The 12,582-nt window shown below is 66.0% G+C and carries 13 protein-coding genes; 5 read left to right on the forward strand and 8 right to left on the reverse strand.

Going from position 1 to position 12,582, the window contains the following annotated elements:
• The 4 genes from aroC to KAY22_RS17850 all read right to left on the reverse strand — a co-directional run.
• The coding region (aroC, locus tag KAY22_RS17835) for a chorismate synthase (protein WP_296624650.1) at positions 1 to 807 on the reverse strand (807 nt) is incomplete at its 3' end.
• A 116-nt stretch (positions 808 to 923) separates the two neighbouring features.
• The gene (gene fabI, locus KAY22_RS17840) at positions 924 to 1,727 is read right to left on the reverse strand and encodes an enoyl-ACP reductase FabI (RefSeq protein WP_296624651.1); all 804 of its coding nucleotides are present in this window, start codon (positions 1,725 to 1,727) and stop codon (positions 924 to 926) included.
• Between the two features lie 10 nt (positions 1,728 to 1,737).
• Positions 1,738 to 2,661 carry a YihY/virulence factor BrkB family protein gene (locus KAY22_RS17845; protein WP_296624652.1) on the reverse strand — a complete coding sequence of 308 codons (924 nt, stop codon included), beginning with the start codon at positions 2,659 to 2,661 and terminating at the stop codon, positions 1,738 to 1,740.
• A 47-nt stretch (positions 2,662 to 2,708) separates the two neighbouring features.
• Positions 2,709 to 3,686, reverse strand: coding sequence for a J domain-containing protein (locus tag KAY22_RS17850; RefSeq protein ID WP_296624653.1), 978 nt, complete (start codon positions 3,684 to 3,686; stop codon positions 2,709 to 2,711).
• Between the two features lie 170 nt (positions 3,687 to 3,856).
• Between KAY22_RS17850 and KAY22_RS17855 the strand changes: the two genes are divergently transcribed.
• Both KAY22_RS17855 and KAY22_RS17860 read left to right on the forward strand, forming a co-directional pair.
• Positions 3,857 to 4,945 carry a putative zinc-binding metallopeptidase gene (locus tag KAY22_RS17855; RefSeq protein ID WP_296624654.1) on the forward strand — a complete coding sequence of 363 codons (1,089 nt, stop codon included), beginning with the start codon at positions 3,857 to 3,859 and terminating at the stop codon, positions 4,943 to 4,945.
• 6 nt (positions 4,946 to 4,951) lie between these two features.
• Positions 4,952 to 6,460: an AarF/UbiB family protein gene (locus tag KAY22_RS17860; protein ID WP_296624655.1), complete on the forward strand. Its 1,509-nt coding sequence runs from the start codon at positions 4,952 to 4,954 to the stop codon at positions 6,458 to 6,460.
• Positions 6,461 to 6,469: 9 nt separating this feature from the next.
• On the opposite strand, the gene KAY22_RS17865 is transcribed toward KAY22_RS17860, so the two are convergent.
• Positions 6,470 to 6,643 (reverse strand): hypothetical protein, encoded by a 174-nt coding sequence (locus KAY22_RS17865; RefSeq protein ID WP_296624656.1) that lies wholly within the window; start codon positions 6,641 to 6,643, stop codon positions 6,470 to 6,472.
• Positions 6,644 to 6,926: 283 nt separating this feature from the next.
• Between KAY22_RS17865 and KAY22_RS17870 the strand changes: the two genes are divergently transcribed.
• Positions 6,927 to 7,142 (forward strand): hypothetical protein, encoded by a 216-nt coding sequence (locus KAY22_RS17870; RefSeq protein ID WP_296624657.1) that lies wholly within the window; start codon positions 6,927 to 6,929, stop codon positions 7,140 to 7,142.
• A gap of 78 nt (positions 7,143 to 7,220) precedes the next feature.
• Positions 7,221 to 7,814, forward strand: coding sequence for a hypothetical protein (locus KAY22_RS17875; protein ID WP_296624658.1), 594 nt, complete (start codon positions 7,221 to 7,223; stop codon positions 7,812 to 7,814).
• On the opposite strand, the gene KAY22_RS17880 is transcribed toward KAY22_RS17875, so the two are convergent.
• Positions 7,783 to 8,706 (reverse strand): LysR family transcriptional regulator, encoded by a 924-nt coding sequence (locus KAY22_RS17880; protein ID WP_296624662.1) that lies wholly within the window; start codon positions 8,704 to 8,706, stop codon positions 7,783 to 7,785. The two genes, KAY22_RS17875 and KAY22_RS17880, sit on opposite strands and share 32 nt — an antisense overlap.
• Before the next feature lie 103 nt (positions 8,707 to 8,809).
• Here KAY22_RS17880 and ilvD point away from each other — a divergent pair, with 103 nt between their 5' ends.
• Positions 8,810 to 10,663, forward strand: coding sequence for a dihydroxy-acid dehydratase (ilvD, locus tag KAY22_RS17885; protein WP_296624659.1), 1,854 nt, complete (start codon positions 8,810 to 8,812; stop codon positions 10,661 to 10,663).
• A 36-nt stretch (positions 10,664 to 10,699) separates the two neighbouring features.
• Here ilvD and KAY22_RS17890 read toward each other — a convergent pair whose 3' ends face one another.
• Both KAY22_RS17890 and KAY22_RS17895 read right to left on the reverse strand, forming a co-directional pair.
• Positions 10,700 to 11,437, reverse strand: coding sequence for an SDR family NAD(P)-dependent oxidoreductase (locus KAY22_RS17890; RefSeq protein WP_296624660.1), 738 nt, complete (start codon positions 11,435 to 11,437; stop codon positions 10,700 to 10,702).
• Positions 11,427 to 12,582: AarF/ABC1/UbiB kinase family protein (locus KAY22_RS17895; RefSeq protein WP_296624661.1), on the reverse strand; the 1,156-nt coding region annotated here is incomplete at its 5' end. The genes KAY22_RS17890 and KAY22_RS17895, both read right to left, overlap by 11 nt.

Below are 12,582 nucleotides of genomic sequence, written 5' to 3' on the forward strand. Positions count from 1 at the left end.
CCGGCCATCGGCGCCGGGGCGCATCGGATCGGCATTGCTTTCGCCGGTCAACCGCGCCGCTTCGAAGCCGTCGCCGATCTCGACTCCCTTGACTGCGTTGATCGACATGCAGGCCGATGCCAGCTCTCTGTCGAGCTTGGCATAAAGCGGTGCGCCCCAGCCCGCAGGCAGGCCTTCCGCGACGCATTCGACGATGGCGCCGACCGACGAGCCTGCCTTGCGCGCATCATCGACGATCTTTTCCCAGCGTGCGGCAGCTGCTCGATCCGGGCAGAAAAAGGGGTTTTCGTCGATCGCGATATCGTCGAAGGCCGCCCGGTCGATCGCATCGCCGCCCAGTTCGGTCAGATAGGCGCGAATACGCACCTCGGGGATGACGAGCCGGGCGACCGCGCCGGCCGCGACGCGCGACGCCGTCTCGCGCGCCGAACTGCGCCCGCCGCCGCGATAGTCGCGCAAGCCATATTTGGCGTCATAGGCATAATCGGCATGGCCCGGCCGATAGGCGAGCGCGACCTCCGAATAGTCCTTCGAGCGCTGGTCGACATTCTCGATCATCAGGCTGATCGGCGTGCCGGTCGTGCACCCCTCGAACACCCCTGACAGGATGCGGACCTGATCGGGCTCCTGCCGCTGTGTCGTGAAGCGCGACGTGCCGGGCCGGCGCTTGTCGAGCCAGGGCTGGATTACCGCCTCGCTGATCTCCAGCCCTGGGGGGCAACCGTCGACGACGGCGCCGATCGCCGGGCCATGGCTCTCACCCCAGGTGCTGAAGCGGAACACGCGGCCGAAGCTGTTGAACGACATCAGCGCGCCTCTGTCTGGCGCGCGCCGCGCGATATGGGTCGTGCCTGCAGCCCGTTCATATTCACTTCTCTATTCCGTTCTTGCTGGGCCGCGGCACATTGCGCGACCCGATGCGATCACGCCAGCGCGATGTCGGGCGCGTCTTCGGCCTTCATGCCGATGACATTGTAGCCGGCGTCGACATGGTGGATCTCGCCGGTCACGCCCGATGCGAGGTCGGACAGCAGATAAACGCCCGCCCCACCGACATCCTCGATCGTCACGTTGCGTCGCAGCGGCGAGTTGAGCTCGTTCCACTTGAGGATGTAGCGGAAGTCGCCGATGCCGCTCGCCGCCAGCGTCTTGATCGGACCGGCCGAGATCGCGTTGACGCGGATATTTTCGGGGCCCAGGTCCATCGCCAGATATTTGACGCTGGTCTCCAGCGCGGCCTTGGCGACGCCCATGACGTTGTAATGCGGCACGACCTTCTCGGCGCCATAATAGCTGAGTGTCAGGATCGAGCCGCCCTCGGGCATCATCGCCCGCGCCCGGCGGGTGACCGCGACGAAGCTGTAGGCCGAGATGTTCATCGTCAGCAGGAAATTTTCGAGGCTGGTGTCGACATAGAGCCCGCGCAGCTCGTTCTTGTCGGAAAAGCCGATCGCGTGGACCAGGAAGTCGATCGTCGGCCAGCGCGCCGCCAGCGTGGCAAAGGCCGCATCGACGCCCTCTGCGGTCGACACGTCGCACTCGATCAGGAAGTCGGAACCAACCTGCTCGGCCAGCGGGCGCACACGCCGCTCCAGCGCCTCGCCCTGGTAGCTGAACGCCATTTCGGCACCCTGCTCGTGGAGTGCCTTGGCGATGCCCCAAGCCAGCGACCGATCATTGGCAAGGCCCATGATCAGCCCGCGTTTCCCCTTCATCAAACCGGCCACGATAACTCCCTTATTCGTTCGGCGCGGCTTCCTTTACAGAAGTTTCCGGGGTTTCGGCTAGTGCCGCGTTGAGGTGCGCGCCAAAGACCAGCCCCAACCCCACCAACCAGAAGAACAGCAGGGTCACGATGACCCCAGCCAGGCTGCCATAGGTTCGCCCATAGCCGCCGAAAGCGCCCACGACGAGGGGCAGCAGCATCGTCACAGCCATCCACCAGCTGGCGGTGAACAAGGCCCCCGGCCATTTGGGGCAACCGGTCATCCGGTAACGCGCCGGGGCAAGGACGGTGAACAGCGCATAGAGCGCGCCGATCAGCATCAGCAGCGGCGCGATGCGAGAGACGCTGATCAGCGCGGTGAAGCCTTCGGCGAAGGGCAGCAGCCGGACGACGAACTGCTCGACGCCGGTCAGGACAACCTGCGCGCTGAACGCGGCCATCGCCATGACCACCGAGGTCACGATGATCGCGATGCTGCCCATGCGATAATGAAAGAAGCCCTTGCTCGGCTTAACGCCATAAGCGCGGTAGAGGATGTCGCGGATCGTTTCGACGAAGCTGCCGACGGTCCACAGGCCGATCAGCGCACCGAACCACAGCAGCGCGCCCTTGTTGTTGGCCGCGAGGACGTCGTTGATCGGTTGCGCCACCAGATCGCGCACCGACGCCGGCACCGTCGCCAGAAAACCATAGACCGCCTGCTGGACGTCGGGCGTACGCCCCACCAGTTGCGCCAGCGCCGCCATGACGATGAAGAACGGGAACATCGTCAACAGCGCCAGATAGGCGATGTTACCCGCATGGATGAACCCGTCCGAATAGACGCCGATCGCCGCACGCTTGAGTACAAGGAAGATACGCCCGCCGGGGCGAAGCTGTTCGAGATGGGTTTCGAACGGGCGTTGGCGGCGGGCTTCGGGGGATTCATCCTGCATCTTGGAAGCGCCCCGAAACCCCTGTCGTCACCCGCCCGTTCCTTCGCCTATTCGAACTGGGCGCGCGGATTGCGCTGGCCCTTGCCGCTCCAGCGCTCGACGAAGGCTTCCAGTTCCGCGTCGCCCGTCGGAATGTCGATCATGACCGTCACCAGCTGATCGCCGCGGCTACCATCCTTGCGGTGGAATCCCTTGCCCTTGAGGCGCAGCGTCTTGCCAGAGGTCGTTCCCTTCGGAATGGCGAGCATGACGGCGCCGTCCACCGTCGGCACGCGGACTTTCTCGCCCAGCACAGCCTCTTCGAGCGCCACCGGCAGGTCGAGGCGGACGTCGTCGCCGTCCCGGGTGAAATAGCGGTGCGGACGCAATTCGACAGTGACGATCGCGTCGCCACGACCGCCGGGCCCCTCGTCTCCTTGCCCGGCCAGCCGCATCTGCGTGCCGGTTTCCACGCCGTTGGGCAGCTTGACGTCGATCGTCTTGCCGCTCGGCAGGCTGATCCGCTGCGGTTTGAGCGAGGCAGCTTCCTCGAACGGCACGCTGAGCTTGTAGGAGACGTCCGCACCGCGCAGCGGACGGCCGCCGCCCTGCGTGCCGAAGCCGCCGAACCCGCCGCCACCGAAACCGCGACGCCCGGCTGCTCCGGCGCCCGGCCCAGTCCCGCCGCGCGAACGGCCGAAAATGCCTTCGAAGATGTCGCCGAAATCCGCGCCATCGCCGAACTCGAAATTCGCGCCGCCCGGGCCGGCGCCGGGGTTGAACCCGCCGCCGCCACGCCCGCCGAAGCCGAAGGGGCCGCGCGGATTGCCCTGCTCGTCTATCTCGCCACGGTCATATTGCGCGCGCTTGTCGCGGTCGGACAGCAGGTCATAGGCCGCCGTCACCTCGGCGAAGCGCTCGGCCGCCTTGGGATTGTCGCTGTTGCGGTCGGGGTGAAGCTCCTTCGCGAGCTTGCGATAGGCCTTCTTGATCTCGGCCTCGTCCGCCCCGCGCTTCAGCCCCAGCTTCGAATAGAGATCAGCCATCGTCGTCGTCGTCATCCTAACGTCGCACCTGTTGCATAAATGCCACAAGTGAGATGTGTACCGGCGTGCCGTTCCGCAAGTGAAAAATTGATCGACCGGGCGGCAACTTGCCCGGTCCGCCCCGCGTTCTGCGGCCTGATCGTTCCAACTGCAAGCGAGTTGCCCGCATCATGGCGCCTTTCCCCTGCCCGAACTGCCACCGCCCCCTCCATTTCGAGGCGCGGGTCTGCCCGGGCTGCGGCTTCACGCTGGGCTATGATCCCGACAGCGACGGCTTCCTTTTTCTGGGCGACGGCGCGACGACTTGGCGCGACGCGGCGGGCGAGGCCCATGGCGTCGTGGTGTGCGCTAACAACGACCATCATGGTGTGTGCAACTGGCTGGTGCCGACCGACGACAGCACCGCCTATTGCCGGGCATGCCGTCACAACCGCACTATCCCCGACCTCAGCGTGCCGACTGTGCCGGAGCGGTGGGCCAAGATCGAGGCGGCCAAGCGGCGGCTGTTCCACACGCTTATCCGCCTCGGCCTGCCCCTCGAAACAAAGGCCGAGGAAATCGGCAAGATACAAGGCCTTGCTTTCGACTTTCTCTACGATCCCTCAGCTGAGGAACAGGGCCAGCCCCAAGTCTACACCGGCCATGACGACGGGCTGATCACGCTCAACCTGATCGAAGCCGACGACGCCGAGCGCGAGCGGGCAAGGACCCGGATGGGTGAGCCCTATCGCACTTTGCTCGGCCACTTCCGCCATGAAGTGGGGCATCATTACTGGGCGCGTCTGGTCGAGATCGATCCGGCGGAACTCGAAGCCTGCCGCGCGATCTTCGGCGACGATCGTATCGATTACAGTCAGGCGCTGTCGGACCATTATGCCGCCAATGGATCGAAGATCTGGACCGACGACCATGTGAGCTATTATGCGACCTCGCATCCCTGGGAGGATTTCGCGGAAACCTTCGCCCATTATCTGCACATGGTCGATACGCTAGCCTCGATCGGCGGCTTCGACATGCGCATGGCAGCGCTCGACGGACCCGAGGCGACACCCGAAGGCCATATCGATTTCGATCCCTATACCGCCACGACCGAGGCGCTAGGCCGCCAGATGATCCCGTGGAGCTTCGCCCTCAACACGATCAACCGCAGCATGGGGCAACCCGACCTCTATCCCTTCCATTTGTCTCCGGCCGTCACCGGCAAGATCGACTATGTGAACCGGCTGATCGCCAAGGCGGCTGGCCGGGCGATCGGCTGAACCGAGATGTTGCAAAGTTTGCGTGTCGCCGCGCGGGACCGCGAACGGCTGGCCGAAATAGCGGGTATCGTCTCGCGCTTCGGCCTGAGCGTTCTGGTTTCGCGCCTCGGTCTCGACCACACGGTATCGGAGGGCGGCGATGCAGGCGATGATGGACTACCTCGCCGCACCCGCCTCGCGCTGGAAGCTCTGGGACCGACCTTCATCAAGCTGGGGCAAATTCTCGCGACGCGCAGCGACCTGCTGCCGCCCGACTGGATCGCCGAGCTGGAGACGCTGCACAGCAATGCTCCGACCCTGCCCTTCGAACAGATTCGCGATATCGTCGAGCAAGCCCTTGGAGAATCCCCGGAAGAAGCTTTCGCGTCTTTCGAAAGCCAGCCCCTGGCAGCTGCGTCTATGGCACAGGTTCATCGCGCCACCACCCATGACAGGCGGCAGGTCGTTCTCAAGATCCGGCGCCCCGGCATCGATCGACGGATGCGCGCCGACCTGCGCCTGCTCGGGCAACTGGCGGCCGTAGCCGAGGCGAGCAGCGCCGAGATGCGACGCTATGCCCCGACCGGACTCGTCCGCAGCCTGGCCGATGCGGTGCTGGAGGAACTCGATTTCGCCAATGAGGGGAGAAACGCCGAACGGCTGCGCGCGGATTTCCGGGGGAACCCGCGCGTGGTGGTGCCAGAGATTCACTGGCAATGGACGTCGGAAACGCTGCTCGTGATGGATCATGTCAACGGTGTCCCGCCGCGCAGCGCAGAGTCCCTGCGCGGTGCGGGCATCGATCCGCAGGCGATTGCCGAACTGGGCGCCGATCTCGTCCTCGACATGGTGCTGATCAACGGGCGCTTCCATGCCGATCCCCATCCCGGCAATCTGCTCTGTCTGCAGGGGAACCGGCTCGCCCTGCTCGATCTCGGCATGCTCGGCCATGTCTCGCCAAGACGCCGGGAAGAGTTCATCGATTTCGTCCGCTCGATCACCGCGTCCGATCCCGACGAACTGGCGAGCGTCCTTCAGCGCTGGTCGACCGGGGTCGTGCCCGCAGCCAACATCCGCAGGACCGCCGACCGTCTGATCGCACGCCACGGCGGACAGCGCATCGTGCTCGCGGCGATGGTCGCCGACTTCATGGCGCTGATGCGCGCGGAAAAGCTCGTCCTGCCGGCAGACCTGTTGCTGATCTTCAAGGCTCTGATGACCATCGACGGCGTGCTGTCCGCGATCGTCCCCGATTTCGACCTGTCGCAGGCGATCGAACGGTCGAGCCTGCGCATCGCGATGCACCGACTGTCGCCGGCCCGGTGGGAAACGACGCTCCAGTCGGTCGCGCGCGAGTTACTCCGTGCAGGCGACGATGCGCCCAGACTGATCCGGGCTGCCGTCGCGCGCCTGGAGGCGCCGGTGACCGTCGAGCGCGCGGATTCGGCCGTTGCTCTGACCGGTGCGTTGCGCTGGTTGGCGGCGGCGGTCTTTGTCGGATCGGCGTTGATCGCGGCAGCGGTCGCGCTTCGCTGATCCCTCGCCTCAGGCTGATGCCAGCGTCAGGAGGCGGGTGGACAGCCGCTCCCGCACCAGCGCGTTGAGGCGGCGCAGGCGAAGAAGGCGCAAAAAACTGGGGGTCCGGCGCGACAGCTCCGATCGGATTTCTTCGTCGATCCGGCGGCGGATGTCGGTCAGGCGGTACATCATGGCAGACATTGTCAGTTCCCTTCGATGGTCATCGATCGGGGGAGCTGTGGCGGGCTGAAAGGATTGGACCCGGCATCGAGATCACCCGATGCGGTCCGACATCACGATCCCGCAGGATCGCCAGAGGGGCCCGGCCCGCTCCTTCGATATGAGATCGCGTCGGCAGCTTTCAAGGGCGTGCCGCCGAGCAATTGTAAACCAGCTGCACATTACACTCGTTTACACCCGCTTCAGGGCCGGACTGCTATCATGCACCGATCCGGATGGTCCGGACGAGGCAAGGAGCAGCGACGTGATCAACGAGCCGATCGTCCAGTGGGGCGCCCTGACGCTCTTCGGATCGGTGATCCTGGGCTGGGTCATGATCGCCCTCTTCCATGACTGGCGGGAACGCCGCCGTCGCCGCTATGCGCGCGGGTTCCGGACCATGAAGTCTCCCGCCCAGGTCCAGCGCGAACGCGCTCAGCGGGCCCGCTGGGGCAATTCGGACACGCGCTCGGGCGATTGAGCGCCCCCACGAAGGCGCTCGCCTGCCCCTTCGCCCCGCGCTACCAGAGACACCGGGGAATTGTCGGGGGTATGACATATGAAGATCGCCAAAGGCGGGGCACCGTTGCTCCTGCTGCTCGCGGCTGCCTGTGCGCGGACCGGACCCGTTCAGACGGCAGCCGCCGTCCCGGCGCCGTCCTGCGGTAAGGGCGCCGACTCGCTCGATAGCCCGCCGGGCAAAATCTGGTGGGATGCCAATCGTTGGCGCTATGCCGATGACGAGGCCGCCACGAAGGCCTATGCGCTGCTCGTTGGCGGCGCGTCTCCCTGGCCCGACTGGTACAGCGCCTATGACAGCACTCTGCCTGCCGGCACGCGCTTCCAGATGGCGATCGGGGGCACCCAGACACCCGAGATGCCGGGCAGTTTCGGCACCTTCGACCGGATCTCCAGCGTCGAGGACGTCCGCGAGCGTCTGGCGGTGCGTGACGACTGGAAGCCGCAGGTCGACCGCGTCGTGACCTATGAGGTTGTGACGCCGGTTCCGGTCAGGATCGGCCCGATCGGGCCGCAGATCGATCCGAAGAGCTGCCGCTATCTCGCCGGCCGCTGGTCGCAATTTCAGGCGATGGTCCCGCGCGGCACGCTGTTTTCGCACCTCAAGGTGGTGGATATCCGTCCGATCCGCTGATCCCGGCGGCGACTTCGATCAGCGCCAGCAGCGTCGGCGCGTGGTTATCGCCAAGCCAGGCAAGGCCGGTCTCCAGCATTGGAGCAGGTTCGGCGAGCGGCAGGTATCGCGTCCCCGTGCGGGCCAAATGGCGCATCGAACTGGGCACCAGCGCCATCCCCATGCCGGCGGACACGAGGCTGACGATCGTCTGCATCTGGATCGCCTCCTGACGGATAACCGGTTCGCGGCCCTGGGCGCGATAGAAGCCGGTGACCAGCCCGTGAAAATCGGGCGAGACGCGGGCGGGAAAGAGCAGCAGCGGCTCCTCCATCCAGGCATGGCCGGCAAGGCGCCCGTCGATCAGCTTCAGCCTGGCTTGTTCCACCCAAGCCTCCGGTACGGCCGCAATCAGAGGCTCCTGCAGCAGGGGGCGGTAGCCGAGACGGGGCGGCAGCGATGACAGGCTCGGGATGATGATCCCTGCATCCGCCCGGCCCTCGAGCAAGGCCTCGATCTGCACGTCGCTGGTCGCTTCCTGCAGCGCGATATGCACGTCGGGAAAGGCGGCGGCATAACGCTGCACGATCGTCGGCAGGACACTATAGTCAGCGGTGCTGACGAAGCTGAGGGCAAGCCGCCCCGCCTGCCCGGCGAGCAGCCGCCGCGCGCTCTCGGCCAGCCCGTTGATCGCGGCGACCGCCGGCCGTACCTCGTCGAGCCATTGCCGGCCGAACGCCGTCAGCGCGACGCTCCGGCGCGACCGCAGGAACAGGCTCGCCCCCAGTTCGCGTTCCAGTGCCAGGATCGACTGGCTCAGCGGCGGCTGCGTCATGCCGAGGCGCTCGGCGGCCCGACCGAAGTGAAGCGTGTCGGCGACGGCCAGCGCGTGGCGAAGCTGGCGGATGTCCATCATATCTCCTGCGACCCAATAGCTGTTCTATAATATATTTTACGACATGAGGCGACAGGCGTAGCGCTGGTAGGGAGAGAGGCGACCAACCCCGGAGCGATCGATGCCGCATTACCGTTCACGCACCAGCACCCACGGCCGCAACATGGCCGGCGCGCGCGGCCTGTGGCGCGCCACCGGCATGACCGACGAGGATTTCGGCAAGCCGATCATCGCCGTCGCCAACAGCTTCACCCAGTTCGTGCCGGGCCACGTCCACCTGAAGGACCTCGGCCAGCTGGTTGCGCGCGAGATCGAGGCGGCAGGCGGCGTCGCCAAGGAGTTCAACACCATCGCGGTCGATGACGGCATCGCCATGGGCCATGACGGCATGCTCTATTCGCTGCCAAGCCGCGACCTGATCGCCGATAGCGTCGAATATATGGTCAATGCCCACTGCGCCGACGCGATCGTCTGCATTTCCAACTGCGACAAGATCACGCCCGGCATGCTGATGGCGGCGATGCGGCTCAACATCCCGGTGATCTTCGTGTCGGGCGGGCCGATGGAGGCCGGCAAGGCCGATATTCGCGGGCAGACCGTGGCGCTCGACCTGGTCGACGCGATGGTCGTCGCCGCCGATGACAAATATAGTGACGAGGAAGTTCAGGTCATCGAGCGGTCGGCCTGTCCCACCTGCGGATCCTGCTCGGGCATGTTCACCGCCAATTCGATGAACTGCCTGACCGAGGCGCTGGGCCTGTCGCTGCCGGGCAATGGCTCGGTTCTCGCCACCCATGCCGATCGCGAGAAGCTGTTCCGCGAGGCCGGTCGCACGATCGTCGACCTTGCGCGCCGCTGGTACGAGCAGGACGATGCCAGCGCGCTCCCCCGCTCGATCGCCAGCTTCGCCGCCTTCGAAAATGCGATGAGCCTCGACATCGCGATGGGTGGATCGACCAACACCGTGCTCCACCTGCTCGCCGCCGCCTATGAGGGCGAGGTGCCCTTCACCATGGCCGATATCGACCGTCTTTCGCGCCGCGTGCCCTGCCTGTGCAAGGTCGCGCCGGCCAAGAACGACGTCCATATGGAGGACGTTCACCGCGCGGGCGGGATCATGTCGATCCTGGGCGAGCTCGAAAAGGCCGGCCTTATCGATGCCAGCCTGCCGACCGTCCACGCGCCCACCCTCGCCGACGCGCTTGCCCGCTGGGACATCGGCCGGACGAACAGCGAGAGCGTGCGCGAATTCTTCAAGGCAGCACCGGGCGGCGTCCGCACCACGGTGGCCTTCAGCACCAGCAATCGCTGGAAGGAACTCGACCTCGACCGCGAGAACGGCGTGATCCGCAGTGCCGAGCATCCTTTCTCCAAGGATGGCGGCCTTGCCGTTCTGTTCGGCAATCTCGCGCCCGAAGGCTGCATCGTGAAGACCGCTGGCGTCGACGACAGCATCCTGACCTTCCACGGCACCGCACGCGTCTATGAGAGCCAGGACGCGGCCGTCGCCGGGATCCTCGGCAACGAGGTCAAGGAAGGCGATGTGGTGGTGATCCGCTACGAAGGCCCCAAGGGCGGGCCCGGCATGCAGGAAATGCTCTATCCGACCAGCTATCTGAAGTCGAAGGGGCTCGGCAAGGCGTGCGCGCTGATCACCGACGGACGCTTCTCGGGCGGCACCTCGGGCCTGTCGATCGGCCATGTCTCGCCGGAAGCGGCCGAAGGCGGGCTGATCGCCCTGGTCAAGACCGGCGACCCGATCCTGATCGACATCCCCAATCGCGGCATCACCCTCGATGTCGATGCCGCCGAACTGGCGGCGCGGCATGAGGAAATGGTCGGGCGCGGCGACAAGGCGTGGAAGCCGTTCGGCCGCAAGCGCACCGTCTCTCCCGCGCTGCGCGCTTATGCCGCGTTGACCACCAACGCCGCACGCGGCGCCGTGCGTGACGTTAGCCAGATCGAGAAGCATTGATCCGAACGGGGCGTCCTCCGGCAGGGCGCCCCAAGGTCACCAGGGAATCGGCTGACCATCCCAGGCGAAGATCCGGCCGCTCTGCGCGGGCTTCAGACCATCGAGCACCGACAGCAAGCAATGGGCCGACTTTTCCGGCTTAAACAGCTTCTCGGGCGGCACCCCGCGCTGAAAGGGTTCGGATAGGCCGGTATCGACCGTTCCGGGGTGCAAGCCCGCGACGATCACCTCGGGGTGCGTGCGGCCGAGTTCGATCGCGAAATTGGCCAGCAGCATGTTGAGCGCCGCCTTGCTCGCGCGATAGCTGTGCCAGCCACCCAGACGGTTGTCTCCGATCGACCCGACCCGAGCCGACAGGGCAGAAAATACGGCACGCCCGTGTTTCGGCAGGCGCGGGATCACATGCTTGGCGATCAGCGCAGGTCCGATCGTATTGATCTCGAACAGCCGCGCCATCGCCGCGCCGTCGATCGCGCGCCAGCTTTTCTCGGGGGACAGGCGGTGTTCGCTATCGTGCAACAGACCCGTCGCGACGATTGCCAGCCCGATCGGCTGTTCGATCGCGCCCATAGCGGCCTCGATCGACGCTTCGTCGGTCAGGTCGAAACGAAACGGCCTGACAGCATCCGGCAACCCCTCTGGAGCCTTGCGCCCGCCGCCATGCACCGCCGCGAAGCGCCCGCTCCCGGCTATGGCACTGACCAGCGCACGACCAATCCCACCACTCGCGCCGAAGACGACCGCCGCCTGACCAGCACGAATGTCAGCGGGCATGGCGGATCGCCTCCGCCACCATGTCGCGGAGCGGCAGCTTGGCCTCCATCCGGATCGCCAGCAGCGCGGTGCCGCTGATCTTGCGCTGGACGAACAGCGTGTCGATCGGGGGGATATGCCAGGCGGCCCGATCGGCTGCGATCGTCCGGCCATGGCGACGGAGCGGCTCGACGAAGGCGCGGTCGGAAAAGTCGAACAGGCCCGGCCGGCCGAGATGCTCCATCATCACGTCGATCATCGCGTCGAGCGCGGCGCCGTGGCGCTCGATTGTCTGCGGCGCGACGAAGCCGACCTCGACCAGCGAGGCCCGCAGCGCGTCACGGTCCTCGGAAAGGCCTGCCGCCATGAGCTGGCGATAGGCCGCGACGGTCCTTTCCTCCACCGCGCGCGCTGCGCCGAAGTCGAGCAGCACGATCTCCCCGCTATCGGGACGCCAGCGATAATTGGCGAAATTGGGGTCGGTCTGCATATAGCCGAAGCTGAACAGCTCGCGCAGCACCAGACCGAACAGCCGCTCCATGACGGTGTCGCGCATCGCCTGCGGCGCTTCGCGCAACGTCTCGATCGGCTGACCCGGCATATAATCCATCGCCAGGATCGCGTCCCCGCACAGCTCATCGACCGGACAGGGGATGGCGAAACCCGCCTCGCCCTCGAGCAGCCCGGCATAACGCTTCATCTGCTCGGCCTCGCGCCGGTAATCGGCTTCCTCGTGCAACTGGCGCTTGGCCTCCTCCAGCAGCGGCGCGATGTCCAGTGTCTCGGGCAGCAGGCCGGTCATCCCAAGGAGGCTCGCGACATTGTCGACATCGGCGTCGATGCTCGCGGCAACGCCGGGATATTGCACCTTCACCGCCAGCGCCCGCCCCCCGGGGAGCGTCGCGCGATGGACCTGTCCGATCGAGGCAGCGGCCATCGGCGTGGCGTCGAAGCGCTCGAAGCGCCGCCGCCAGTCCTTGCCCCATTCGGCGCGCAGCACGGAATCGAGTTGCGACGGCGGCATGCGATGCGCGGATTCGCGCAGTTTCGACAGGATCGCGGTCAGCTCGGGCGGCAGCACGTCGCCCGCATCCATCGAGATCATCTGTCCCAGCTTCATGGCCGCGCCGCGCATCCGGGACAGCTGCTCGGTCACGCGCCTGGCG

Origin of the sequence: Rhizorhabdus sp. (assembly GCF_018006725.1) — a bacterium.
Lineage (GTDB): Bacteria > Pseudomonadota > Alphaproteobacteria > Sphingomonadales > Sphingomonadaceae > Rhizorhabdus.

Coding starts and splice junctions, on each gene's coding strand:
- KAY22_RS17845 (WP_296624652.1), bottom strand. CDS start 2,661: ATGCAGGATGAATCCCCCGAAGCCCGCCGCCAACGCCCGTTCGAAACC.
- KAY22_RS17850 (WP_296624653.1), bottom strand. CDS start 3,686: ATGGCTGATCTCTATTCGAAGCTGGGGCTGAAGCGCGGGGCGGACGAG.
- KAY22_RS17855 (WP_296624654.1), top strand. CDS start 3,857: ATGGCGCCTTTCCCCTGCCCGAACTGCCACCGCCCCCTCCATTTCGAG.
- KAY22_RS17860 (WP_296624655.1), top strand. CDS start 4,952: ATGTTGCAAAGTTTGCGTGTCGCCGCGCGGGACCGCGAACGGCTGGCC.
- KAY22_RS17865 (WP_296624656.1), bottom strand. CDS start 6,643: ATGTCTGCCATGATGTACCGCCTGACCGACATCCGCCGCCGGATCGAC.
- KAY22_RS17875 (WP_296624658.1), top strand. CDS start 7,221: ATGAAGATCGCCAAAGGCGGGGCACCGTTGCTCCTGCTGCTCGCGGCT.
- KAY22_RS17880 (WP_296624662.1), bottom strand. CDS start 8,706: ATGGACATCCGCCAGCTTCGCCACGCGCTGGCCGTCGCCGACACGCTT.
- ilvD (WP_296624659.1), top strand. CDS start 8,810: ATGCCGCATTACCGTTCACGCACCAGCACCCACGGCCGCAACATGGCC.
- KAY22_RS17890 (WP_296624660.1), bottom strand. CDS start 11,437: ATGCCCGCTGACATTCGTGCTGGTCAGGCGGCGGTCGTCTTCGGCGCG.